This window comes from Amycolatopsis sp. w19 (genome assembly GCF_051373225.1).
GTDB lineage: Bacteria > Actinomycetota > Actinomycetes > Mycobacteriales > Pseudonocardiaceae > Amycolatopsis > Amycolatopsis japonica.
The window spans coordinates 135,538-152,606 of record NZ_JBPQFM010000010.1 but is presented as its reverse complement, the minus strand read 5'-3'; the positions used below and the strand labels follow the sequence as shown (position 1 = coordinate 152,606).

Genomic DNA, 17,069 nt, shown 5'->3' with positions numbered 1-17,069 from the left:
TCCCTAGCAGGAGCAATCGCAGCACGTGCAGCATTCGCAGCAGGAGCAGTCGGCACCGCCGCAGCCGTCGTGCGGTTTCCCGCTCCACGGGCCGGGGAACGGGTCGCGGCAGCAGAACTGGCACGAACAGCACATGTAGGTGGCCACGGTGCAGCCGAAGAAGAAGCCCCGCGGTTGCGGCGGCACCCGGAACTTCGGCGTCCAGCAGGCTCCGCCCTGACCGTCCACCGGGCCGCTGCCCCCGTGCTTACCCTTCTTCGGCGGCTCCTGCGGCGGGCCTCCACCACCGGGCGCGCCCTGCGGCGGGACCGGCCCCGGTGGCGGCGCCTGGTGCCCGCCCCGCGGGTAGGGCTGCTGGGGATAAGGCGGCTGGGGATAGGGCTGCTGCTGATACGGCTGGTGGGGATGCTGTTGCGGCCGGGGCCCGGGTCCGATCCAGCCCGGCGGCGGCTGCTGTGGGCCGTGCCCGTGACCGGTGAGGTTGTGCCCGAAGGACCGTCGCACCGCCTGCCGCAGTTCGTGCACCAGCAGGGCATGAATCAGCTTCGGCTGGTCGAACTTCACTTCGCGAAGGGCGAGTTCGACGCCGAGCACGGCGTCGTCGCACAGCCGTCGTGCCTCGGCGAGGCCGGTGCCGGTGGCCGTCAGCGGGTTCCACGCGCCGGCGGCCTCGTCCTCGGCGAGGTCTTCGACGGCGTCGAGCAGGTGAGCGGCCCTGCCGAACAGACGCCCGGCCTCGGCGAGCGGCGCGGCGTTCTCCGGACGGCCCGCGATGACCGCGGTGTGCGCGAACGCGGCCGCCGTCGCCAGTTCGGCCGGTTCGGTGGCGAGCACGGCCGAATCACCCAGGTGGAGGGCCCCTTCGATCTCGCCCTGCCGGTCGACGGCCTCGGTCAAGACCGCCGTGTCGAAGCCGATCCGGATGCCCGTGCGGCTCCCCTGGTCCGCCCAGCGCGTCGCGACCCGCCTCGCGGCGAGAGCGACGGAACGCCGGGCGAAGGCGCCGTCGCGGTCCTCGACGTGGTCACTGATCTTGGCCGATGCCAACACCAAGGAGACAGCCGCCGCGAGCTGGGCACCGCCGCCCTTCGCGACCGACGTCCCCTTCATCGCCCGAAGCGGGCAAGGGCCGGCGTCGCGCCGCCCTTCCGCACGGGGCGACTGCGCTTCGACGAGTGCCGAGATGATCAGGCCGTCATAGTTCGTCACCATTCGGGCGAGATGTCCGTGTTCGTCGCGCAGTGCCAGGCAAAGGCCGCAGAGATGGGCGAGCCAGTCCGCGTGCAGACCCGCGGAAAGCCGGTGGCGGCACGGCCTGATGATCCCGAACATACGTCGACTCCCACTCACCCTTATGGCGGAACCAGCGCACCTTATCCGGCGAGGCGGCTCCACTCCCCCGGAACCGCGAAACCGTGATCGTCCACCCGGTTGGGCGGTGTTCGCGGGCGTCGGCTCCTTCCAAGATGGGCGCATGACCGCGCTGCATCCGCCGAAGGTCGAGTACTTCGACCCCGCCGCGAAGACCAACACCGACCCCAAGGGCGTCGTGAGGGACGTCGACGAATACCGCGAAGAGCCATTCGGCCTCTACATGGCGCGGCCGACGCCGGGGCGGACGCAGTTCCACTACCTCGAGTCCTGGCTGCTGCCGGATCTCGGCCTGCGGATCACCGATTTCTGGTTCAACCCCGGTCACGAACGCGACCAGGACTTCTACCTCGACGTCGTCGACATCCGCCGCGAGGGCGGCGTCTGGGTGGCCACCGACCTCTATCTCGATCTCGTGCTGCGGGACAAGAAGTCCGTCCAGGTGATCGACACCGACGAACTCCTCGCCGCGGTCACCGCCGGACTGCTCTCCCCCGCCGACGGCGAACGCGCGCTCGATGTCAGTCACACGACCGTCGACGGGCTGGCCACCCACGGACACGACCTGCGCGGCTGGCTGTCCACAAAGGACATCACACTCGGCTGGCGACGGCACTGAGCGGACGGCATCCATCGTTCGATTGATCTTCACTCATCCCTTGGACGAGCGGATCACGACCGCCTGATGGATACCCGGAAGGGCGCCTTTGCGGAACTCTCGATCACGGAGTAACCGATCGAGAGGGGGCGGATACCCGTGGTCATCGAGACCGAGGGGCTCCGAGAACGCGTGGAGACCACGCAGTTCGCGAGGGCACCGGTGCTGGCGATCGCCGGGGCGATGGGGGCGGTTCTCGCGGCGACGGCCGGTCGCTACGGCTATTTCGGCGACGAGTTGTACTTCCTGGCGGCCGGTCGGCATCTGGACTGGGGGTATGCCGACCAGCCGCCGTTGTTGCCGCTGCTGGCCCGGCTGATGGACGGGTTCGGCGCCGATTCGCCGTTCGTCCTGCGGATCCCGGCGATGCTGGCGATGGTCGCCGGCGTCGTGCTGACCGCGCTCATCGCCAGGGAACTGGGCGGTGGCCGCAAAGCGCAGACGATCGCGGCGGCGACCTTCGCGGTGTCCCTCCAGATGCTGGGCAGCGGGCATTACCTGGCGACCAGCACGATCGACCCGTTCCTGTGGACACTCCTGCTGTGGCTGGTCGTCCGGTGGACGCGGACCCGCGAGGACGGGCTTCTGCTCTGGAGCGGGGTGGTCACCGGATTCGCGCTGAACACGAAGTTCCTCATCGGGGGCTTCTGGGTCGTCGCGCTGATCGCCGCGACGATGTTCGGGCCCCGCGACCTCGTCCGCCGTCCGGCTCTGTGGTTCGGCGCGGTGATCGCCGCCGCGATGATCGCGCCGACGCTCGTCTGGCAGGCGGCGAACGGATGGCCGCAACTGACCATGGGCGCGGCGATCTCCCAAGAGGTCTCGGCGGGCTGGGGCGGGCGGGTCACGTTCGTCCCGGCACTGGTGCTCAGCGCCGGGGTTCCGGTGGGGATGATCCTTCTCGGCTATGGCCTGTGGCGGCTGCTGCGGTCCGAACGCCTGCGGCCGTACCGTTTCCTCGGCTGGACCGCGCTCGGCGTCCTCGCCCTGTTCGTGCTCGCGAACGGGCGCTATTACTACGCGGCGGGGATGTTCGCCCCGCTGTTCGCGGCCGCGGCGGTGGAGATCGAAGCGGGTCAGGCGTCGAAGTACTGGCGTTGGCTCGCCACCTGGCCGGTGTACGCCGTGGCCGCGATGATCGCGATCCCGCAATCGCTCCCGATCCTCCCGAGGTCGGAGCTGGCGAGTGCCCCGGAGTGGACCCGGCCGGTCTTCGCCCTCGAGGAGGTCGGCTGGCGGGAGATCACGGAGTCGGTGGCGCGGGCGTACCGGACCGCACCCGATCCGGCCCGGACCGGGATCGTGGCGGCGAAGTACTGGCAGGCGAGCGCGATCGACCACTATGGACCGGAGCTGGGGCTCCCGTCGCCGTCGAGTCCCAACCGCGGCTACGCGACGCTGCCGAGGCCGCCGGAATCGGCACGGGACGTCCTCTTCGTCGGGAACGACCCTTCGGGGCTTGTGCCGTACTTCACGCGGATCCGTGAGGTCGGCACGCTCGACAACCGGGCCGGGATCACGAACGCGAGTCAGGGCATGAAGATCTGGCTGGCCACCGGCCGGAACGGGGCTTGGGACACGGTATGGCCGAAACTCACGGACTGGGGGTTCTGATGCTCCAGCGGTCCTCTCACGACCGACGCGCCACGCCGTCGGCACGTAAGGTGCGAGAGGACCGGCACCCGAGGGATCTGCGAGGAATGGATGGAAGCCGCCCACGCGGCCGAAACACCGACCGTGTCCAGTGCGGCGTTCGCCCGGCTCCCGGTGGGGCTGCTCGCCGCCGCGGCCGCGGCGGTCCTGCTGGCGACGGCGTGGCGCTATGGCTACTTCGGCGACGAACTGTACTTCCTCTCCGCGGGCAAGCGGCTGGCCTGGGGTTACGCGGATCAGCCGCCGGTGCTCCCGTTCCTGGCGCTGGCGATGGACACGCTCGCGCCGGGCAACGTCTTCGTGTTCCGCCTGCCCGCCGTCCTCGCGACGGCCGCCGGTGTCGTGTTCACCGGGCTCATCGCCTACGAGCTGGGCGGGGACCGCCGTGCGCAGACCCGCGCCGCGGCGGCGTACGCGATCTGCGGGCAGTTCCTCGGCAGCGGGCACTACCTGGCCACGTCGACGATCGACCCGGCGCTGTGGGCGCTCATCGCGTGGCTGCTCGTCCGGTGGATGCGGAAGCGTGACGACAACCTGTTGCTGTGGCTGGGCGTGGCGACCGCCGTCGCGCTGAACGTCAAGCTCCTCATCGCGACGTTCTGGGTCGCCGCCGGGATCGCGATCCTGCTCTTCGGGCCGCGAGATCTCTTGCGCAGGCCCAAACTCTGGGCAGGCGCGGGGATCGCCGCGCTGTCGATGGCGCCGACGCTCTGGTGGCAGGCCGCCAACGGCTGGCCGCAGCTGGAGATGGGCGACGTCATCGCGCACGAGACCACCGGCGGTTGGAGCGGGCGTGCCGGGTTCCTGCCCGCCCTGCTGACCGGGGCCGGCCTCGGCATCGGTGTCGTCGGTGTCCTCTATGGACTCTGGGTCCTGCTGTTCTCGTCCAGGCTGCGCCCCTACCGGTTCCTCGGCTGGACGGCCGTCGGCGTGATCGCGTTGTTCATCCTGTCCAACGGCCGGTACTACTACGCGGCGGGTATGTTCAGCGTCCTGTGGGCGGGTGCGGCCGTCCACTTCGGACAGTTGAAGCCGTCGCTGTGGTTCCGCTGGATCCCGACCTGGCCGGTGTTCCTGCTTTCCGCGTTGTACACCCTCCCGTACGCGCTGCCGGTGTGGCCGTCCGCCTGGCTCGCGGAAGGGCGGGATGTACCGCGTCCGGCGTACGCGCTGGAGGAGATCGGCTGGCCGGACCTCGCCCGTTCGGTCGCCGACGCCTACCACCGGCTCCCGCCGGAACAGCGGGAGCGCACCACCCTCGTCACGGCAGGCTACTGGCAGGCCGGAGCGCTGGACCGGTACGGCGCCGGCTACGGGCTGCCCGCCGTGTACAGCCCGAGCCGCGGGTTCTGGTACTTCGGGCATCCACCCGAGACCGCGGACAGCGTCCTGTTCGTCGGGCCGGATCCGGCGCGGCTGCTCCGGTCCTTCACCGACGCCCGGATCGTCTCGCGCGTGGACAACGCGACCGGCGTGCGCAATGTGAGCCGCGGGATGCCGATCTGGCTGGTCACCGGTCACACCGGAAGCTGGGCCGAGGCCTGGCCCGCGCTACGGGAATTCCGGGTCTGACCGAGCCGGCGCCTACGGGGTCCAGCCGGTCGACTCCGCCCAGGCGTCGGCGCGTGTGAAGGCGGCGTCGACCCAGACCTGCTTCTCGTCGGTGTACTGCTCGACGGTCCCGTCGCCGGCGTGCTTCGCGGCCATGGCGTTCTTGACGGCCGCATAAGCGTCACGTTCGCCGGGGTTCTGTCGCAGCCATTCCGGGAACAGCAGCGCGAGCCGCCAGGCCGGGGTCTCCTGCGAGCGGACGTGCAGGTTGACCGGACGCCGGGGATCGCCGCCGAAGTGGAACCGCTTGGGCCAGGTGCCCTCTTCGCCGTGCGCGTCGTCGTACCACTCCCCTTCCGCGCGCGGGAACCCCGCGTCGGAAAGCGCCTGGGCCAGTTCGTCGGCCTTGTCCAAAGTGGACACGGTCAGCTGGAGGTCGAGGATGTCCTTGGCGGGCAGCCCCGGCACGGACGTCGAGCCGATGTGATCGATCCGCACGGCGTTGTCACCCGCCACCACGCGGATCCGCGCGAGCGCCCGCTCGGCCTGCACGGGCCACGTCTCGTCGTACGGCGCGATCTTCGGCGACATCGGCGCCCGCGGCTTGCGGAGCCGCACGTTCGCCTCGAACGGGGTCAGCCGGTCCGCCCACAGCGCGTCGACCTCGGCGAGCACGATGTCGGGCGCTCCGCTGTTGTCGAACCACACGTCGGCCACCGCCCGGCGCTGATCGGTCGTGGCCTGCGCCTTGATCCTGGCGCGCGCGTCCGGTTCGGCCATTCCCCGCGCCTCGACCAGGCGGCGGACCCGGATCTCCTCCGGCGCGTCGACCATGACGACGAGGTGGTACATCGGCGCCAGCCCGCCTTCGACCAGCAGCGGGATGTCGTGGACGATGATCGCGTCCGGCGCGGCCGCCGCCATCAGCTCGGCCGTCCTGGCGCCGACCCTCGGATGGACGATCGAGTTCAGCCGCTTGCGCGAGTCCTCGTCGGCGAACGCCTTCGCGGCGAGCGCGGGACGATCGAGCACACCGTCGGAGGCCAGGATGTCTTCCCCGAACGCCTCCACGAGTTCGGCGAGCCCCGGCGTCCCCGGTTCGACGACCTCCCTGGCGATCTTGTCGGAGTCGATGAGGACGGCGCCGTGCTCGGAAAGCCGGTTCGCCACCGTCGATTTTCCGGCGCCGATCCCGCCGGTCAGGCCCACACGCAGCATGTCGATCAGCCTAGATGAAGGTCCTCCCGGCGGCCGAGGTGCCGCAACATGCTCCGCAGCCTGCCGTCGATCTCGGCTTCGGCCACTTCCCCGCGCAGCAGCACGAATCCGATCGCCCCGGCGAACACGTCTTCGATCACGGCCGGATCGGTGCCCTCGGGGAACTCGCCCTTCTCGACCGCGTCCCTGGCGAGCTCGGCGAGACCGGACAACCGCGGCCGGAGGTACCGCTCGACGTAGGCACCGACCAGGTTCGGATGATCCACCGACGCGCCGACGACCCTGGCCATCAACATCCGGAACCTGTTCTGGCTCAACAAGCGCGCGACCGTGACGACGAGTTCGCCGATCGACTCCGCGTTCGCGCCGTCGGGTGGACGCGCGTGCTCCAGTGCCGCCAGGAACAAGTCCTCCTTGGACTTCCACCGCCGGTACACGGTCATCTTCGCGACACCGGCCCGTTTGGCGATCGCCTCGATGCTCGCGCCGCCGAAGCCATCCTCGATCAGCAGGTCCAGCGCGGCGTCCAAGATCGCCACGTCGTTGCCCGGATCGCGGGGGCGCCCGCCTACCCTGTCCACCGCATGTCGTTCAGCCACACGGCCATCTTGTCCGGTGCCGGAAGCCCGCGCCAAGCCAGGTGCCCGTCCGGCCTTACCAGCAGCACGTCGCGCGATCCCTTGCACACCAAGGTGCCGACCAGATCGGCACCGAGTTGCGCGGCGACCGCCTCGGTGTGCCGGGCCGCCTGTTCGGCGTCGCCGGCCACGACCGTCCAGCGCCCGGATATCGCCGCGTGCAACGTCGTCTCGACGCCGTCCGTCCGCCGGCACCGCAGGTCCGGCACCCGGTCCCCCGGCCGGGGTTTGCGGGCCCACCGGCTCGCGCCCGGCGCCAGCGGTCCGCCTCGGTAGGTGGTGTCCAGCTGGGAGGCGGCCAGCCACAGCCGTCGCTGCACCGCGGTCGACCGGATCGCCGGCATCACCAGCCGGTCGCGTACCAGCCGTTTCCACGGCCGGTCGGGCAGCATGATGTCCACCGCGCCGCTGGTCGCGGCCAGCACCTTGCGGGCGAGGGGCCGCCGCTCACCCTCGTAGGTGTCGATCAGGTCCTCCCCCGCCAGACCGCGAGCGACCAGGGTGAGCTTCCAGGCCAGGTTCTCCGCGTCCCCCAGTCCGGTGTTCTGCCCCTGCCCGCCGGTCGGGCTCTGGATATGCGCCGCGTCACCCGCCAGCAGGAGCCTGCCTTGCCGGTACCGGTCGGCGAGCCTGCGGTGGATGCGGAACTCCGAACTCCACCGCACCTCGGTGACGGTGTCCCGCGACAGCCCGCTCCGGCGGCAGAACTCGCTCAGCACCTCTTCGCCGATCTGCTCGGTCGAGAGCCCTTCCGGCAGGCCGGGAAGCGGCTCGGTGAACACCCGCCAGGCGTTGTCCGGCAACGCGGTCACCGACAACATCCGCCCGGTGTCCATCCAAGTGACACTGCCGTCGTGGTCGAACGGCCAGTTCGCACGCACGTCGGCCATCAGCAGCCGCTCGATCAGTTTCCGCCCGGAGAAGCCGATACCGGCGATCCGGCGGACCGCGCTGTGCGCGCCGTCGCAGCCGATCAGCCACGAGGCTTCGATTTCGCGCTCGTCGGTGTCCACGACGACGGTCACCCCGTCCGGGCGCTGCCGGGCGCCGGTCACCTTGGTACCCCATTCGACCTTCCCGCCCACCTCGGCGAGCCGCGCACGCAACGCGCCTTCGACCTCGGCCTGGGAGATCAGCAACGTGGGTTTCGGCAGCATCGCGGCGGCCTTGCCGACCTGCAGTTTCAGCACCGTGCGCGGGCCGTCGTTGTAATACATGGTGAGCAGCGACCGGGACCGGCTGCGCAGATCGCCCAGCGCGCCGATCCGCTCCAGCACTTCGACGCCACGGGGCTGCAGGCCGAGGGCGCGGGAAGTGGTGACCGGTCCGGGGGCGGCGTCCACCAGCCGTACGTCGACGTCGTGCATGAACAGATGAACGGCGAGCGCGAGGCCGGTCGGGCCCGCGCCCACGATGACAAGAGGTTCGCTCATGTTTGTAAACGATACCGTCTCGTTTACTAACCTGTCCAGACTTCGCGCTGGGTGACGAGAGAGGCACATCCGGCACAGAAGGGCGCAAAAGGCAAGTTGATAGTGACGCGAGACTCAACCTTTACGGGTGACACGCCGGGCGGTTACGCCGCATCGGAGGCCTGATTGCGTACCGTGCGCGGCGAAGGTCGCCCACACGGAGGAAAGATGGCAGACGGCAAGCACGTCGGAAGGCACCGGCTCGGTACGCCGGGCCTGGTGCACTGTGTCCTCCATCGTCCCGTGGCCGAGGCCCTCGCCGAATACCGGCGCACGTGGCTGAGCGCGCTCCTGGTCCCGGCCAAGCACAGCTTCGCCGGACTCCGCCGCAGGGCCCGCGCCGCGGCGCTCGAACGCGTCTGGGTGCCGGCCGTCCGGCCCGCCACTTCCTGACGCTGCTCTTCTCCCCCTACCGCATTCAGTCCTCTGGATGCGGTAGTTGCGCACGCAAGGATCGCATTCAGAGGACGAAACGCGGGCACAAGAAAGCGGCCCCGGTCCGTGTGGACCGGGGCCGCTGTCTGTCAGCTACTGGCTGAGCGCCTGGATCACGCGCCGCCCGACAGCTTCTCGCGAAGAGCCGCGAGCTGCTCGTCGCTGGCGAGCGTGCCACCGCTCTTGGCCTCGGCCGGAGCGGAGGTGTAGCTCTGCTCGCCCGAGTCGCCGGAGGTGACACCGGTCGCGGCGTCGGCCGCGGCTTCCGCGTCGGCCTCGGCGGCCTTGACGACCTGCTTCATGTGAGCCTCGTAGCGGGTGTGAGCCTCGGCGTACTGACGCTCCCACTCCTCACGCTGCTTGTCGAAGCCTTCCTGCCACTCCTGGGTGTCCGGGTCGAAGCCTTCGGGGTAGATGTAGTTGCCCTCGGCGTCGTACTCGGCGGCCATGCCGTACTGGGTGGGGTCGAACTCGGTCTCCGGCGTGACGCCCTCGTTCGCCTGCTTCAGCGACAGCGAGATGCGACGACGCTCGAGGTCGATGTCGATGACCTTGACCATCACGTCGCCGTTGACCTGGACGACCTGCTCCGGGATCTCCACGTGGCGCTCGGCCAGCTCGGAGATGTGCACCAGGCCCTCGATGCCCTCCTCGACGCGCACGAACGCACCGAACGGGACGAGCTTGGTGACCTTGCCCGGCACGATCTGGCCGATCGCGTGGGTGCGGGCGAACTGACGCCACGGGTCTTCCTGGGTCGCCTTCAGCGACAGCGAGACGCGCTCGCGGTCCATGTCGACGTCCAGAACCTCGACCGTGACCTCCTGGCCGACCTCGACGACCTCGGACGGGTGGTCGATGTGCTTCCAGGACAGCTCGGAGACGTGCACCAGGCCGTCGACGCCACCCAGGTCCACGAAGGCACCGAAGTTGACGATGGACGACACGACGCCCTTGCGGACCTGGCCCTTGGCGAGCGCGTTGAGGAACTCGCTGCGCACCTCGGACTGGGTCTGCTCCAGGTAGGCGCGGCGGGACAGGACCACGTTGTTGCGGTTCTTGTCCAGCTCGATGATCTTCGCCTCGAGCTCGCGGCCGACGTACGGCTGCAGGTCGCGCACCCGGCGCATCTCGACCAGCGACGCGGGCAGGAAGCCGCGGAGGCCGATGTCCAGGATGAGGCCGCCCTTGACGACCTCGATGACGGTGCCCTTGACGGGCTCGTCCTTCTCCTTGAGCTCCTCGATCGTGCCCCAGGCGCGCTCGTACTGCGCACGCTTCTTGGACAGGATCAGACGGCCTTCCTTGTCCTCCTTCTGGAGGACCAGGGCTTCGACCTCATCGCCGACGGTGACAACCTCAGCCGGGTCGACATCGTGCTTGATGGAGAGCTCGCGCGAGGGGATGACACCCTCGGTCTTGTAGCCGATGTCGAGCAGGACCTCGTCACGGTCGACCTTGACGATGGTTCCTTCGACGATGTCGCCATCGTTGAAGTACTTGATCGTCTTGTCGATCGCAGCGAGGAAGTCTTCCTCCGACCCGATGTCGTTGATAGCGACTTGCTGGGGCCCGGTGGGGGCGGTCGGGGCGGTGGCGGTGTCGGTCGTCATTAGGCGGGTTGCTCCGGTGGATGGGAAGTAGTGGGTTTGCAGTTAGGGCACCATGGGCTTCCGACATGAGGCGACCGCATAAGCAAACGTCCACAGGGAACGACCGCGAGCATCACCGCATCCGGTACGCGACCCCCTGACCCGGACGCTGAGCGAACCGGGGGAAAGAGTAGCGCGAACCCACTGCGCTAACAGATATCCTACGCGGCCCCCTGTACACGGCACAATCAGGGTCGCCCCCACGATCACGGCGGGCGGATAAGCTGTGCCGCGAAGCCCTGACCTGGGGAAAGGATATCGGTTTGAGCCAGCAGTCCGTCACCGAGCCCGATCGGCACGCACAGGCCGAGGAGCGGCTCGGCACCGCGGGGGTCGCCTACCGGGCGGTCTCGGCGCCGGAAGCGACCGCCGCGAACCTGGCGTGGTGGGACGCCGACGCCGACGACTATCAGGCGACCCACGGCGGGTTCCTCGGCGACGCGGACTTCGTCTGGTGCCCGGAGGGCGTCCGCGAGGCCGACGTCGCGCTTCTGGGTGAAGTCGACGGCAAGCGGATCCTCGAAGTCGGCTGCGGGCAGGCGGCCTGCTCGCGCTGGCTCGCCGCGCAGGGCGCCGAGGCGGTGGCGACCGATCTGTCGGCGGGCATGCTGCGACACGCGCGGGAGGGCAACGAACGGACCGGCACGCCCGTCCCGCTCGTGCAGGCGACGGCCGAGTCGCTCCCGTTCGCCGACGCGAGCTTCGACGCGGCCTGCTCGGCCTTCGGCGCGGTGCCGTTCGTGGCGTCGGTGGACGTCGTGTTCGCCGAAGTGCGCCGGGTGCTCCGGCCGGGTGCCCGCTGGGTGTTCTCGGTGACCCATCCGATGCGCTGGATCTTCCCCGACGACCCCGGGCCACTGGGCCTCACGGTCACGCAGCCGTATTTCGACCGCACGCCTTACGTCGAGGTCGACGAAGAGGGCGTCGCGACGTACGTCGAGTACCACCGCACCCTCGGCGACTACGTCCGCGCGCTCTCCGACGCCGGCTTCGCGCTCACTGATCTCATCGAGCCCGCTTGGCCGGAAGGCCACACCCGCACCTGGGGACAGTGGAGCCCGTTGCGCGGCAAACTCTTCCCCGGCACCGCGATCTTCTGCACCCAGCGGGGATGACCCCGGCGGCGGAACGGCAGCGGGCGCGGTTCGCCGCGCTCGACCCGTTGCTTCCGCCGCCTCCCCCGCTCCCACCGGGCGAACCCCTCGAAGCAGGCGGCGCCAGCGGGACGATCACGCACGTGCGGTTCGCGGCGGGTTCCTGGCAACGGCTCTGGAGCCCCGCGCATCTGCAGATCCTCTCCGCGGTCCTCCCCGACGACGCCGTCGCGGGCATGAGCGCGCTGCTCTCCGCCTGGCGCGACCGGATCGCGCTCGCCGACGCCGAACCGGATTCGTCGTGCACGGTCACTTGGCCCAGCCGTGACGTCGCGGTGTCACGGGCCCTCCTCGACCACGGGCTCGCGCCCCAACTTGCGCTGGCCGTCCGCGAGCCCGCGGCGGGGGAAGCGCATTCCGTACCCGGCGTGACCATCCGCGCGTCGACGCGGGGCGATCTGGAGGAGATCGTCGACCTCCGGTTCGAAGAACTTCGCTACACCTCGCTCGTCGGCCACGGTGTCGTCCGGCCCGGCGCCAAAGCCCTGCTCGCCGAAGAGGTCCGGCGGGGCCTGCAGTTCGGCGGCCGGGTCTGGATCGCCGAGGAGGAAGGTCTCACGGTCGGGATGGTGACCGGCGGAAAGCGCTCCCCGGTCCCCGGCGACGCGCTCGCCGGACGCTTGCCGCCGGGCGAATGGGGCTACGTCGGAACGCTCGCGGTCACCGCGGCAGCGCGGGGACGCGGGATCGGGCGCGCGCTGACCGCCGTCGTGCACGACGAGCTGTTCTCGCCGTCGCTGCGCGGTACCTTCGTCTCGTACAATCCGGCCAATCCGCTGTCCCCGGTGTTCTGGCACCGGCAGGGTTATCGTCCTCTGTGGACGACGTGGGCGGCCGCCCCGGCCGCGGCCCTTCGGTAGCGGAGCGCCGCGGTCGACACTGGGGACGGGGATGGAAATCGAAAAGACCTTGTTCGACGCGCACCGCGCCCGGTTCGCGTCGATCGACGGGTTCCTGCCCGAGGCGGCGCCCGCCCCGGTCGTCGGCGAACGCGTGGACGCGGCCACCGCGGCCGGCGTCCAGGTCACCGGAGTGGTGCAACGTCAGCTGCACGGGCCGGACGACGTCCCCCTGCTGTGGTCGGCCGCCGACGTGCGACAGCTGTTCCCGTTCATCGGGAACACCGGCACCGAGGGCATGGACGTGCTCCTGCGCGCGTGGCGGGCGTGGATGGACGACGAATCCCCCGGCGAGGACTCGTCGTGCGTGGTCAACTGGCCGAGCCGGGACGCCGAGGCGATCCGCGCGTTCCTCGACCACGGGCTGGTGCCGATGTCCGCGCTCGCGGTGCGCACCGGTGGCCATCGGGATGCCCCCGACGGCGCGGACGTCGCCGTCCGCCGGGCCCGGCGCGACGACTTCGACACCGTGCTCGCGATGGCCGTGTCGACCCACGACTACATCGGCCAGGTCGCCACCCGGCACCGTCCGAACGCCGCCGAACTGCTCGCCCCGGCACTGGAACGCGCGCTCGACAAGGATCTCCCGCTGCTGTGGCTCGCCGAACGGGACGCCCGCATCGCGGCGTTCGCGCACGGCGCGTGGATCACCTCCTCACCCGGCTCGGCCGAGGCCGAACTGCTCCCCCGCGGACGCTGGGGCTACGTCAACAACGTCGTCACCCTGCCCGGGCTGCGCGGAAGCGGACTCGGCCGCACACTGATGTCGGTGGTGCACAAGGAGTTCGCCGCCGACGGCGCGGACGGCACCTACCTCTATTACAACCCGACCAACCCGCTCTCCTCGGTGTTCTGGCACCGGCAGGGTTATCGTCCACTGTGGACGTCCTGGGAGGTCCATCCGGCGTCGGCCCTGCGTTAGACGTCCGGTTTGCGGAGGTTTCGTCACTCTTGTGTGTGACGTGAGCCCCCCAAGGTTGTGCACCTCCCAGGTCAGGGCTAACTTTTGAACTGACCAGTCAGTTTAAAAGTTCCGCGAGTCACCGACCTGGGAGTTCTTCGTGCGGGTTCAAGCCGACAGGGTGTCCGTAACCGGACCCCACGGCACGTTGCTGTCGCCCACTTCGCTCACCGTTTCGGGTGGTGAGCTGGCGATAGTGCACGGCGAGCCGGGAGTCGGCGTCACCGCCTTCGGGCTGGCGCTGGCAGGCAGGCTGAAGCCCGCCACCGGGACCGTGACCGTCGAGGGCGGCGACCCGCACAAGGTCGTGGCGATCGTCGACTCCCCCGGCGTGAGCGAGCCGGACGGCGCGTTGTCGCTGCAGGTCGTCGTCGGGGAGGAACTCGAACTCGCGAAGCGCCCGGCGAACAAGGCCGCCGTCGCGAGCTGGCTGGCCGAGCACGACGCCGCCGCCTTCGCCACCACCCGCTTCGAAAACATCGAACCGGTGACGCGCACCCGGCTGCTCACGGCACTCGCCGCCGGCCGCGAGGGCGTCGGCGTCCTCGTGCTCGACACCCCGGACCGGCACACCAGCGACGTCGACAGCTGGGTGCGGCTCGCCCGCGAGCACGCCGAGCGCGGCCTCGCCGTCATCGTGCTGACCGCCACCACCCCGGTTTCGGCCCTGCCGGAGAAGCCCGCGCTCTGCGGCGCCCTCGAGCAGCCCGACCCCGTGCGCTGCGCGCCTCTCGAACTCGAGACCGAGCCGGACGAAACCGAAGAGACTGAGAAGACTTCAGGAGACCAGGAATGAATCCCGTCCGGATCGCCGCCAACGAGCTGCGCCGGCTGAGCAGTGGCACCCTGCCGAAGCTCGCCATGGCCGCGCTCGTCCTGGTGCCGCTGCTCTACGCGTCCTTCTACCTCTACGCGAACTACGACCCGTACTCGCGCCTGGACAAGCTGCCCGCCGCCGTCTTCACTTCCGACACCGGCGCGAAGGACTCGGCCGGCGCGGAACGCAACGTCGGCCGTGAGGTCACCGACGAACTGGTCAAGTCCGGCACGTTCCAGTGGCACGAGGTCTCCCAGGACGAGGCCGCGAAGGGCGTCCGCGACGACAAGTACTCGTTCGCGATCGGCATCCCGCGCGACTTCTCCACCGCCCTGCTGTCCTCGGGCAACTTCCAGCCCCAGCAGGCGACGATCACGCTGACCACCAACGACGCGAACAACTATCTGTCCGGCACCATCGCGAAACAGGTGGCCGAGCAGGTCCGCAAGACGATCGCGGAGAAGGTCGGCAGCGAGGCGGCGGACAAGTTCCTGGTCGGCTTCTCCACGATCTACGGCAAGATCCAGGAGGCCTCGACGGGTGCTTCGCAGCTCGCCGACGGTGCCGGCAAGCTCAAGACCGGACAGCAGCAGCTGGCCGACGGCGCCAACCAGCTCGCCTCCGGCAGCTCCCAGCTGGCGACCGGGCTCGGCACCCTGAAATCCAGTACCGCCCAGCTCCCCGCGCAGACCCAGAAGCTCGCCGACGGCGCCGGTCAGGTCGCCGACGGGAACCAGAAGGTCGCCGACGCCGCCTCGCTCGCGGCGACGGCTTCCGGGGACATCCAGACCAAACTCGACGGTTACCGCACCCAGCTCGCACAGGATCTGCGTGCCGCCGAAGTCCCCGAGGCGAAGGTGCAGGAGATCCTGAGCCGCCTCGACACCCTCCGGTCTCCGGTCGACCAGGCGAACACCAAGATCCAGGGTGCGAACAGCCAGCTGATCCAGCTCGCGTCCGGTGCCCGGCAGGTGTCCGACGGCGCGCACCAGCTGGCCTCGGCCACCCCGCAGCTCACCAGCGGCATCGCGCAGGCGGCCGACGCGTCGGCGCAGATCCGGGACGGCGCCGCGAAGCTGAACGACGGCGAGAAGACCGCGGTCAACGGCACGAACCAGCTCGCCGACGGCGCGGTGCAGCTGCGCGACGGGCTCGCGGCCGGGCTCAAGGAGATCCCGAACCCGGACGACCCCACCCGGGCGGCGACCGCCAACACCATCGCGGACCCGGTGGCGGTCAACTCCTCCGGCGTCGCCTCGGCCGGGACCTACGGCGCGGGTCTCGCCCCGTTCTTCATCTCGCTCGCGACCTGGATCGGCGCGTTCGTGCTGTTCCTGTTGCTGCGCCCGCTCTCGACCCGCGCGCTGACCGCCGGCGCGTCACCGTTCAAGGTCGCGCTCGGCGGCTGGCTGTCCTCGGCGCTGCTCGGGATCGCGCAGGTGATCGTGCTGTTCGGCGCGGTGACGTGGCTGGTCGGCATCGACGTCGCGCATCCGCTCGGCGCGATCGGGTTCGCGGTGCTGGTGTCGCTGACCTTCACGTCGGTGGTGCACGCGCTCAACGCGTTCTTCGGCGCCGTCGGGAAGTTCCTCGGCCTGGTGCTGCTGGTGCTCCAGCTGGTGAGCGCGGGCGGCACGTTCCCCTGGCAGACGATCCCGGACGCGTTGTACCCGTTGCACATCGTGCTGCCGATGGGTTACGCGATCGACGGGTTCCGGCACCTGCTCTACAGTGGCGCCTCGATGGAGATCCTCGGTGACATCGGTGTCCTTGTCGCGTATCTCGTCGGCGGGATCCTGGTCTCGACACTGGCGGCGCGGAAACGGCGCACCTGGACGGTTTCGGCGCTGAAACCCGAGCTGGCGTTGTGAGTCCCCGGGGTGAGGCGACGAAGCAGAAGCTGTTCGAAGCGACGCTGCGGCTGTCCGCCAGCCGTGGCCTCGTGGGGCTGACGGTGGACGACATCGCGGCCGAGGCGAAGGTCGCGAAGGGCACCGTCTACTACAACTTCGGCAGCAAGGACGGGCTTGTCGACGCACTGCTGCGCTACGGCGTCGGCGTGCTCGCGGACCGCCTGCGCGCGGCGACCGGCGACGGCGACCCGATGGACGTCATCGCGTCGCAAGTGGACGGTGCGCTGGAGTTCATCGCCGAATACCCCGGTTTCTCGCAGATCCTGGTGAGCGAGATGTGGCGCACGCCCGGCACCTGGCACGAAACGCTGACGCTGCTGCGCGAGGAGATCATTTCGATCGTGCGCGAACAACTCCACCGGCTGGACGCCGCCGGGCGGCTGCCCGACGGCGTCCAGATCCAGACCGCCGCGGCGGGGCTGTTCGGCACGATGCTGGTGGTCGCGCTCGACTGGCAGGTCTTCCAGCCGAAACGGACCAGGGCCGACGTGCGGGAATCGGTGATGGTGCTGATCCGGGGCCTCGGGCGCTAGCTGAAGGACACCTTCCCCTGGGCGATTTCGTCACTGTCGTGGATGGGCTGAAGGCTCCTTTCACCGCATCCGATGCGACGAAAGGAGCCTTCGCCCCCCCGGCCGGATGCGGGGAGCGGCGATTCGTGAGTCCGTGAAGGCCCC

At 69.9% G+C, this 17,069-nt stretch carries 15 protein-coding genes; 10 read left to right on the top strand and 5 right to left on the bottom strand.

Going from position 1 to position 17,069, the window contains the following annotated elements; genetic code table 11:
• Positions 1–3 precede the first annotated feature (3 nt).
• A complete protein-coding gene (locus tag ACSMFO_RS21225) occupies positions 4–1,332 on the bottom strand; it encodes a DUF5685 family protein (protein WP_436460208.1) in 1,329 nt (442 codons plus the stop codon).
• 142 nt (positions 1,333–1,474) lie between these two features.
• Between ACSMFO_RS21225 and ACSMFO_RS21220 the strand changes: the two genes are divergently transcribed.
• From ACSMFO_RS21220 to ACSMFO_RS21210, 3 genes are all read left to right on the top strand, one after another.
• Positions 1,475–1,990: a DUF402 domain-containing protein gene (locus ACSMFO_RS21220; RefSeq protein ID WP_436460207.1), complete on the top strand. Its 516-nt coding sequence runs from the start codon at positions 1,475–1,477 to the stop codon at positions 1,988–1,990.
• A gap of 138 nt (positions 1,991–2,128) precedes the next feature.
• The gene (locus ACSMFO_RS21215; protein ID WP_436460206.1) at positions 2,129–3,643 is read left to right on the top strand and encodes an ArnT family glycosyltransferase; all 1,515 of its coding nucleotides are present in this window, start codon (positions 2,129–2,131) and stop codon (positions 3,641–3,643) included.
• A gap of 90 nt (positions 3,644–3,733) precedes the next feature.
• Positions 3,734–5,254 carry an ArnT family glycosyltransferase gene (locus ACSMFO_RS21210; RefSeq protein WP_436460205.1) on the top strand — a complete coding sequence of 507 codons (1,521 nt, stop codon included), beginning with the start codon at positions 3,734–3,736 and terminating at the stop codon, positions 5,252–5,254.
• 12 nt (positions 5,255–5,266) lie between these two features.
• On the opposite strand, the gene coaE is transcribed toward ACSMFO_RS21210, so the two are convergent.
• The 3 genes from coaE to ACSMFO_RS21195 are packed head-to-tail and all read right to left on the bottom strand — an operon-like array spanning position 5,267 to position 8,522.
• Complete coding sequence (gene coaE / locus ACSMFO_RS21205; protein WP_436460204.1) at positions 5,267–6,451, bottom strand: dephospho-CoA kinase; 1,185 nt, start codon at positions 6,449–6,451, stop codon at positions 5,267–5,269.
• 5 nt (positions 6,452–6,456) lie between these two features.
• Positions 6,457–7,050, bottom strand: coding sequence for a TetR/AcrR family transcriptional regulator (locus tag ACSMFO_RS21200; protein WP_436460203.1), 594 nt, complete (start codon positions 7,048–7,050; stop codon positions 6,457–6,459).
• A complete protein-coding gene (locus ACSMFO_RS21195) occupies positions 7,020–8,522 on the bottom strand; it encodes an FAD-dependent monooxygenase (protein WP_436460202.1) in 1,503 nt (500 codons plus the stop codon). Before ACSMFO_RS21195 ends, ACSMFO_RS21200 begins: the two co-directional genes overlap by 31 nt.
• Before the next feature lie 207 nt (positions 8,523–8,729).
• Between ACSMFO_RS21195 and ACSMFO_RS21190 the strand changes: the two genes are divergently transcribed.
• On the top strand, positions 8,730–8,954 hold the full coding sequence (locus ACSMFO_RS21190; RefSeq protein WP_436460201.1) for a hypothetical protein: 225 nt from the start codon (positions 8,730–8,732) through the stop codon (positions 8,952–8,954).
• 155 nt (positions 8,955–9,109) lie between these two features.
• On the opposite strand, the gene rpsA is transcribed toward ACSMFO_RS21190, so the two are convergent.
• A complete protein-coding gene (gene rpsA, locus ACSMFO_RS21185) occupies positions 9,110–10,609 on the bottom strand; it encodes a 30S ribosomal protein S1 (protein ID WP_037345493.1) in 1,500 nt (499 codons plus the stop codon).
• 302 nt (positions 10,610–10,911) lie between these two features.
• On the opposite strand from rpsA, the gene ACSMFO_RS21180 reads away from it, so the two are divergent.
• From ACSMFO_RS21180 to ACSMFO_RS21155, 6 genes are all read left to right on the top strand, one after another.
• Positions 10,912–11,763, top strand: coding sequence for a class I SAM-dependent methyltransferase (locus ACSMFO_RS21180; RefSeq protein WP_436460200.1), 852 nt, complete (start codon positions 10,912–10,914; stop codon positions 11,761–11,763).
• Positions 11,760–12,662: a GNAT family N-acetyltransferase gene (locus ACSMFO_RS21175; RefSeq protein WP_436460199.1), complete on the top strand. Its 903-nt coding sequence runs from the start codon at positions 11,760–11,762 to the stop codon at positions 12,660–12,662. The genes ACSMFO_RS21180 and ACSMFO_RS21175 overlap by 4 nt, the downstream gene beginning before the upstream one ends.
• A 31-nt stretch (positions 12,663–12,693) precedes the next feature.
• On the top strand, positions 12,694–13,623 hold the full coding sequence (locus ACSMFO_RS21170) for a GNAT family N-acetyltransferase (RefSeq protein ID WP_436460198.1): 930 nt from the start codon (positions 12,694–12,696) through the stop codon (positions 13,621–13,623).
• 139 nt (positions 13,624–13,762) lie between these two features.
• Positions 13,763–14,458, top strand: coding sequence for an ABC transporter ATP-binding protein (locus tag ACSMFO_RS21165; protein WP_436460197.1), 696 nt, complete (start codon positions 13,763–13,765; stop codon positions 14,456–14,458).
• Positions 14,455–16,350: a YhgE/Pip domain-containing protein gene (locus tag ACSMFO_RS21160; RefSeq protein WP_360087562.1), complete on the top strand. Its 1,896-nt coding sequence runs from the start codon at positions 14,455–14,457 to the stop codon at positions 16,348–16,350. The genes ACSMFO_RS21165 and ACSMFO_RS21160 overlap by 4 nt, the downstream gene beginning before the upstream one ends.
• The gene (locus ACSMFO_RS21155) at positions 16,347–16,925 is read left to right on the top strand and encodes a TetR/AcrR family transcriptional regulator (RefSeq protein ID WP_436460196.1); all 579 of its coding nucleotides are present in this window, start codon (positions 16,347–16,349) and stop codon (positions 16,923–16,925) included. The genes ACSMFO_RS21160 and ACSMFO_RS21155 overlap by 4 nt, the downstream gene beginning before the upstream one ends.
• The last annotated feature ends 144 nt before the right edge of the window (positions 16,926–17,069 follow it).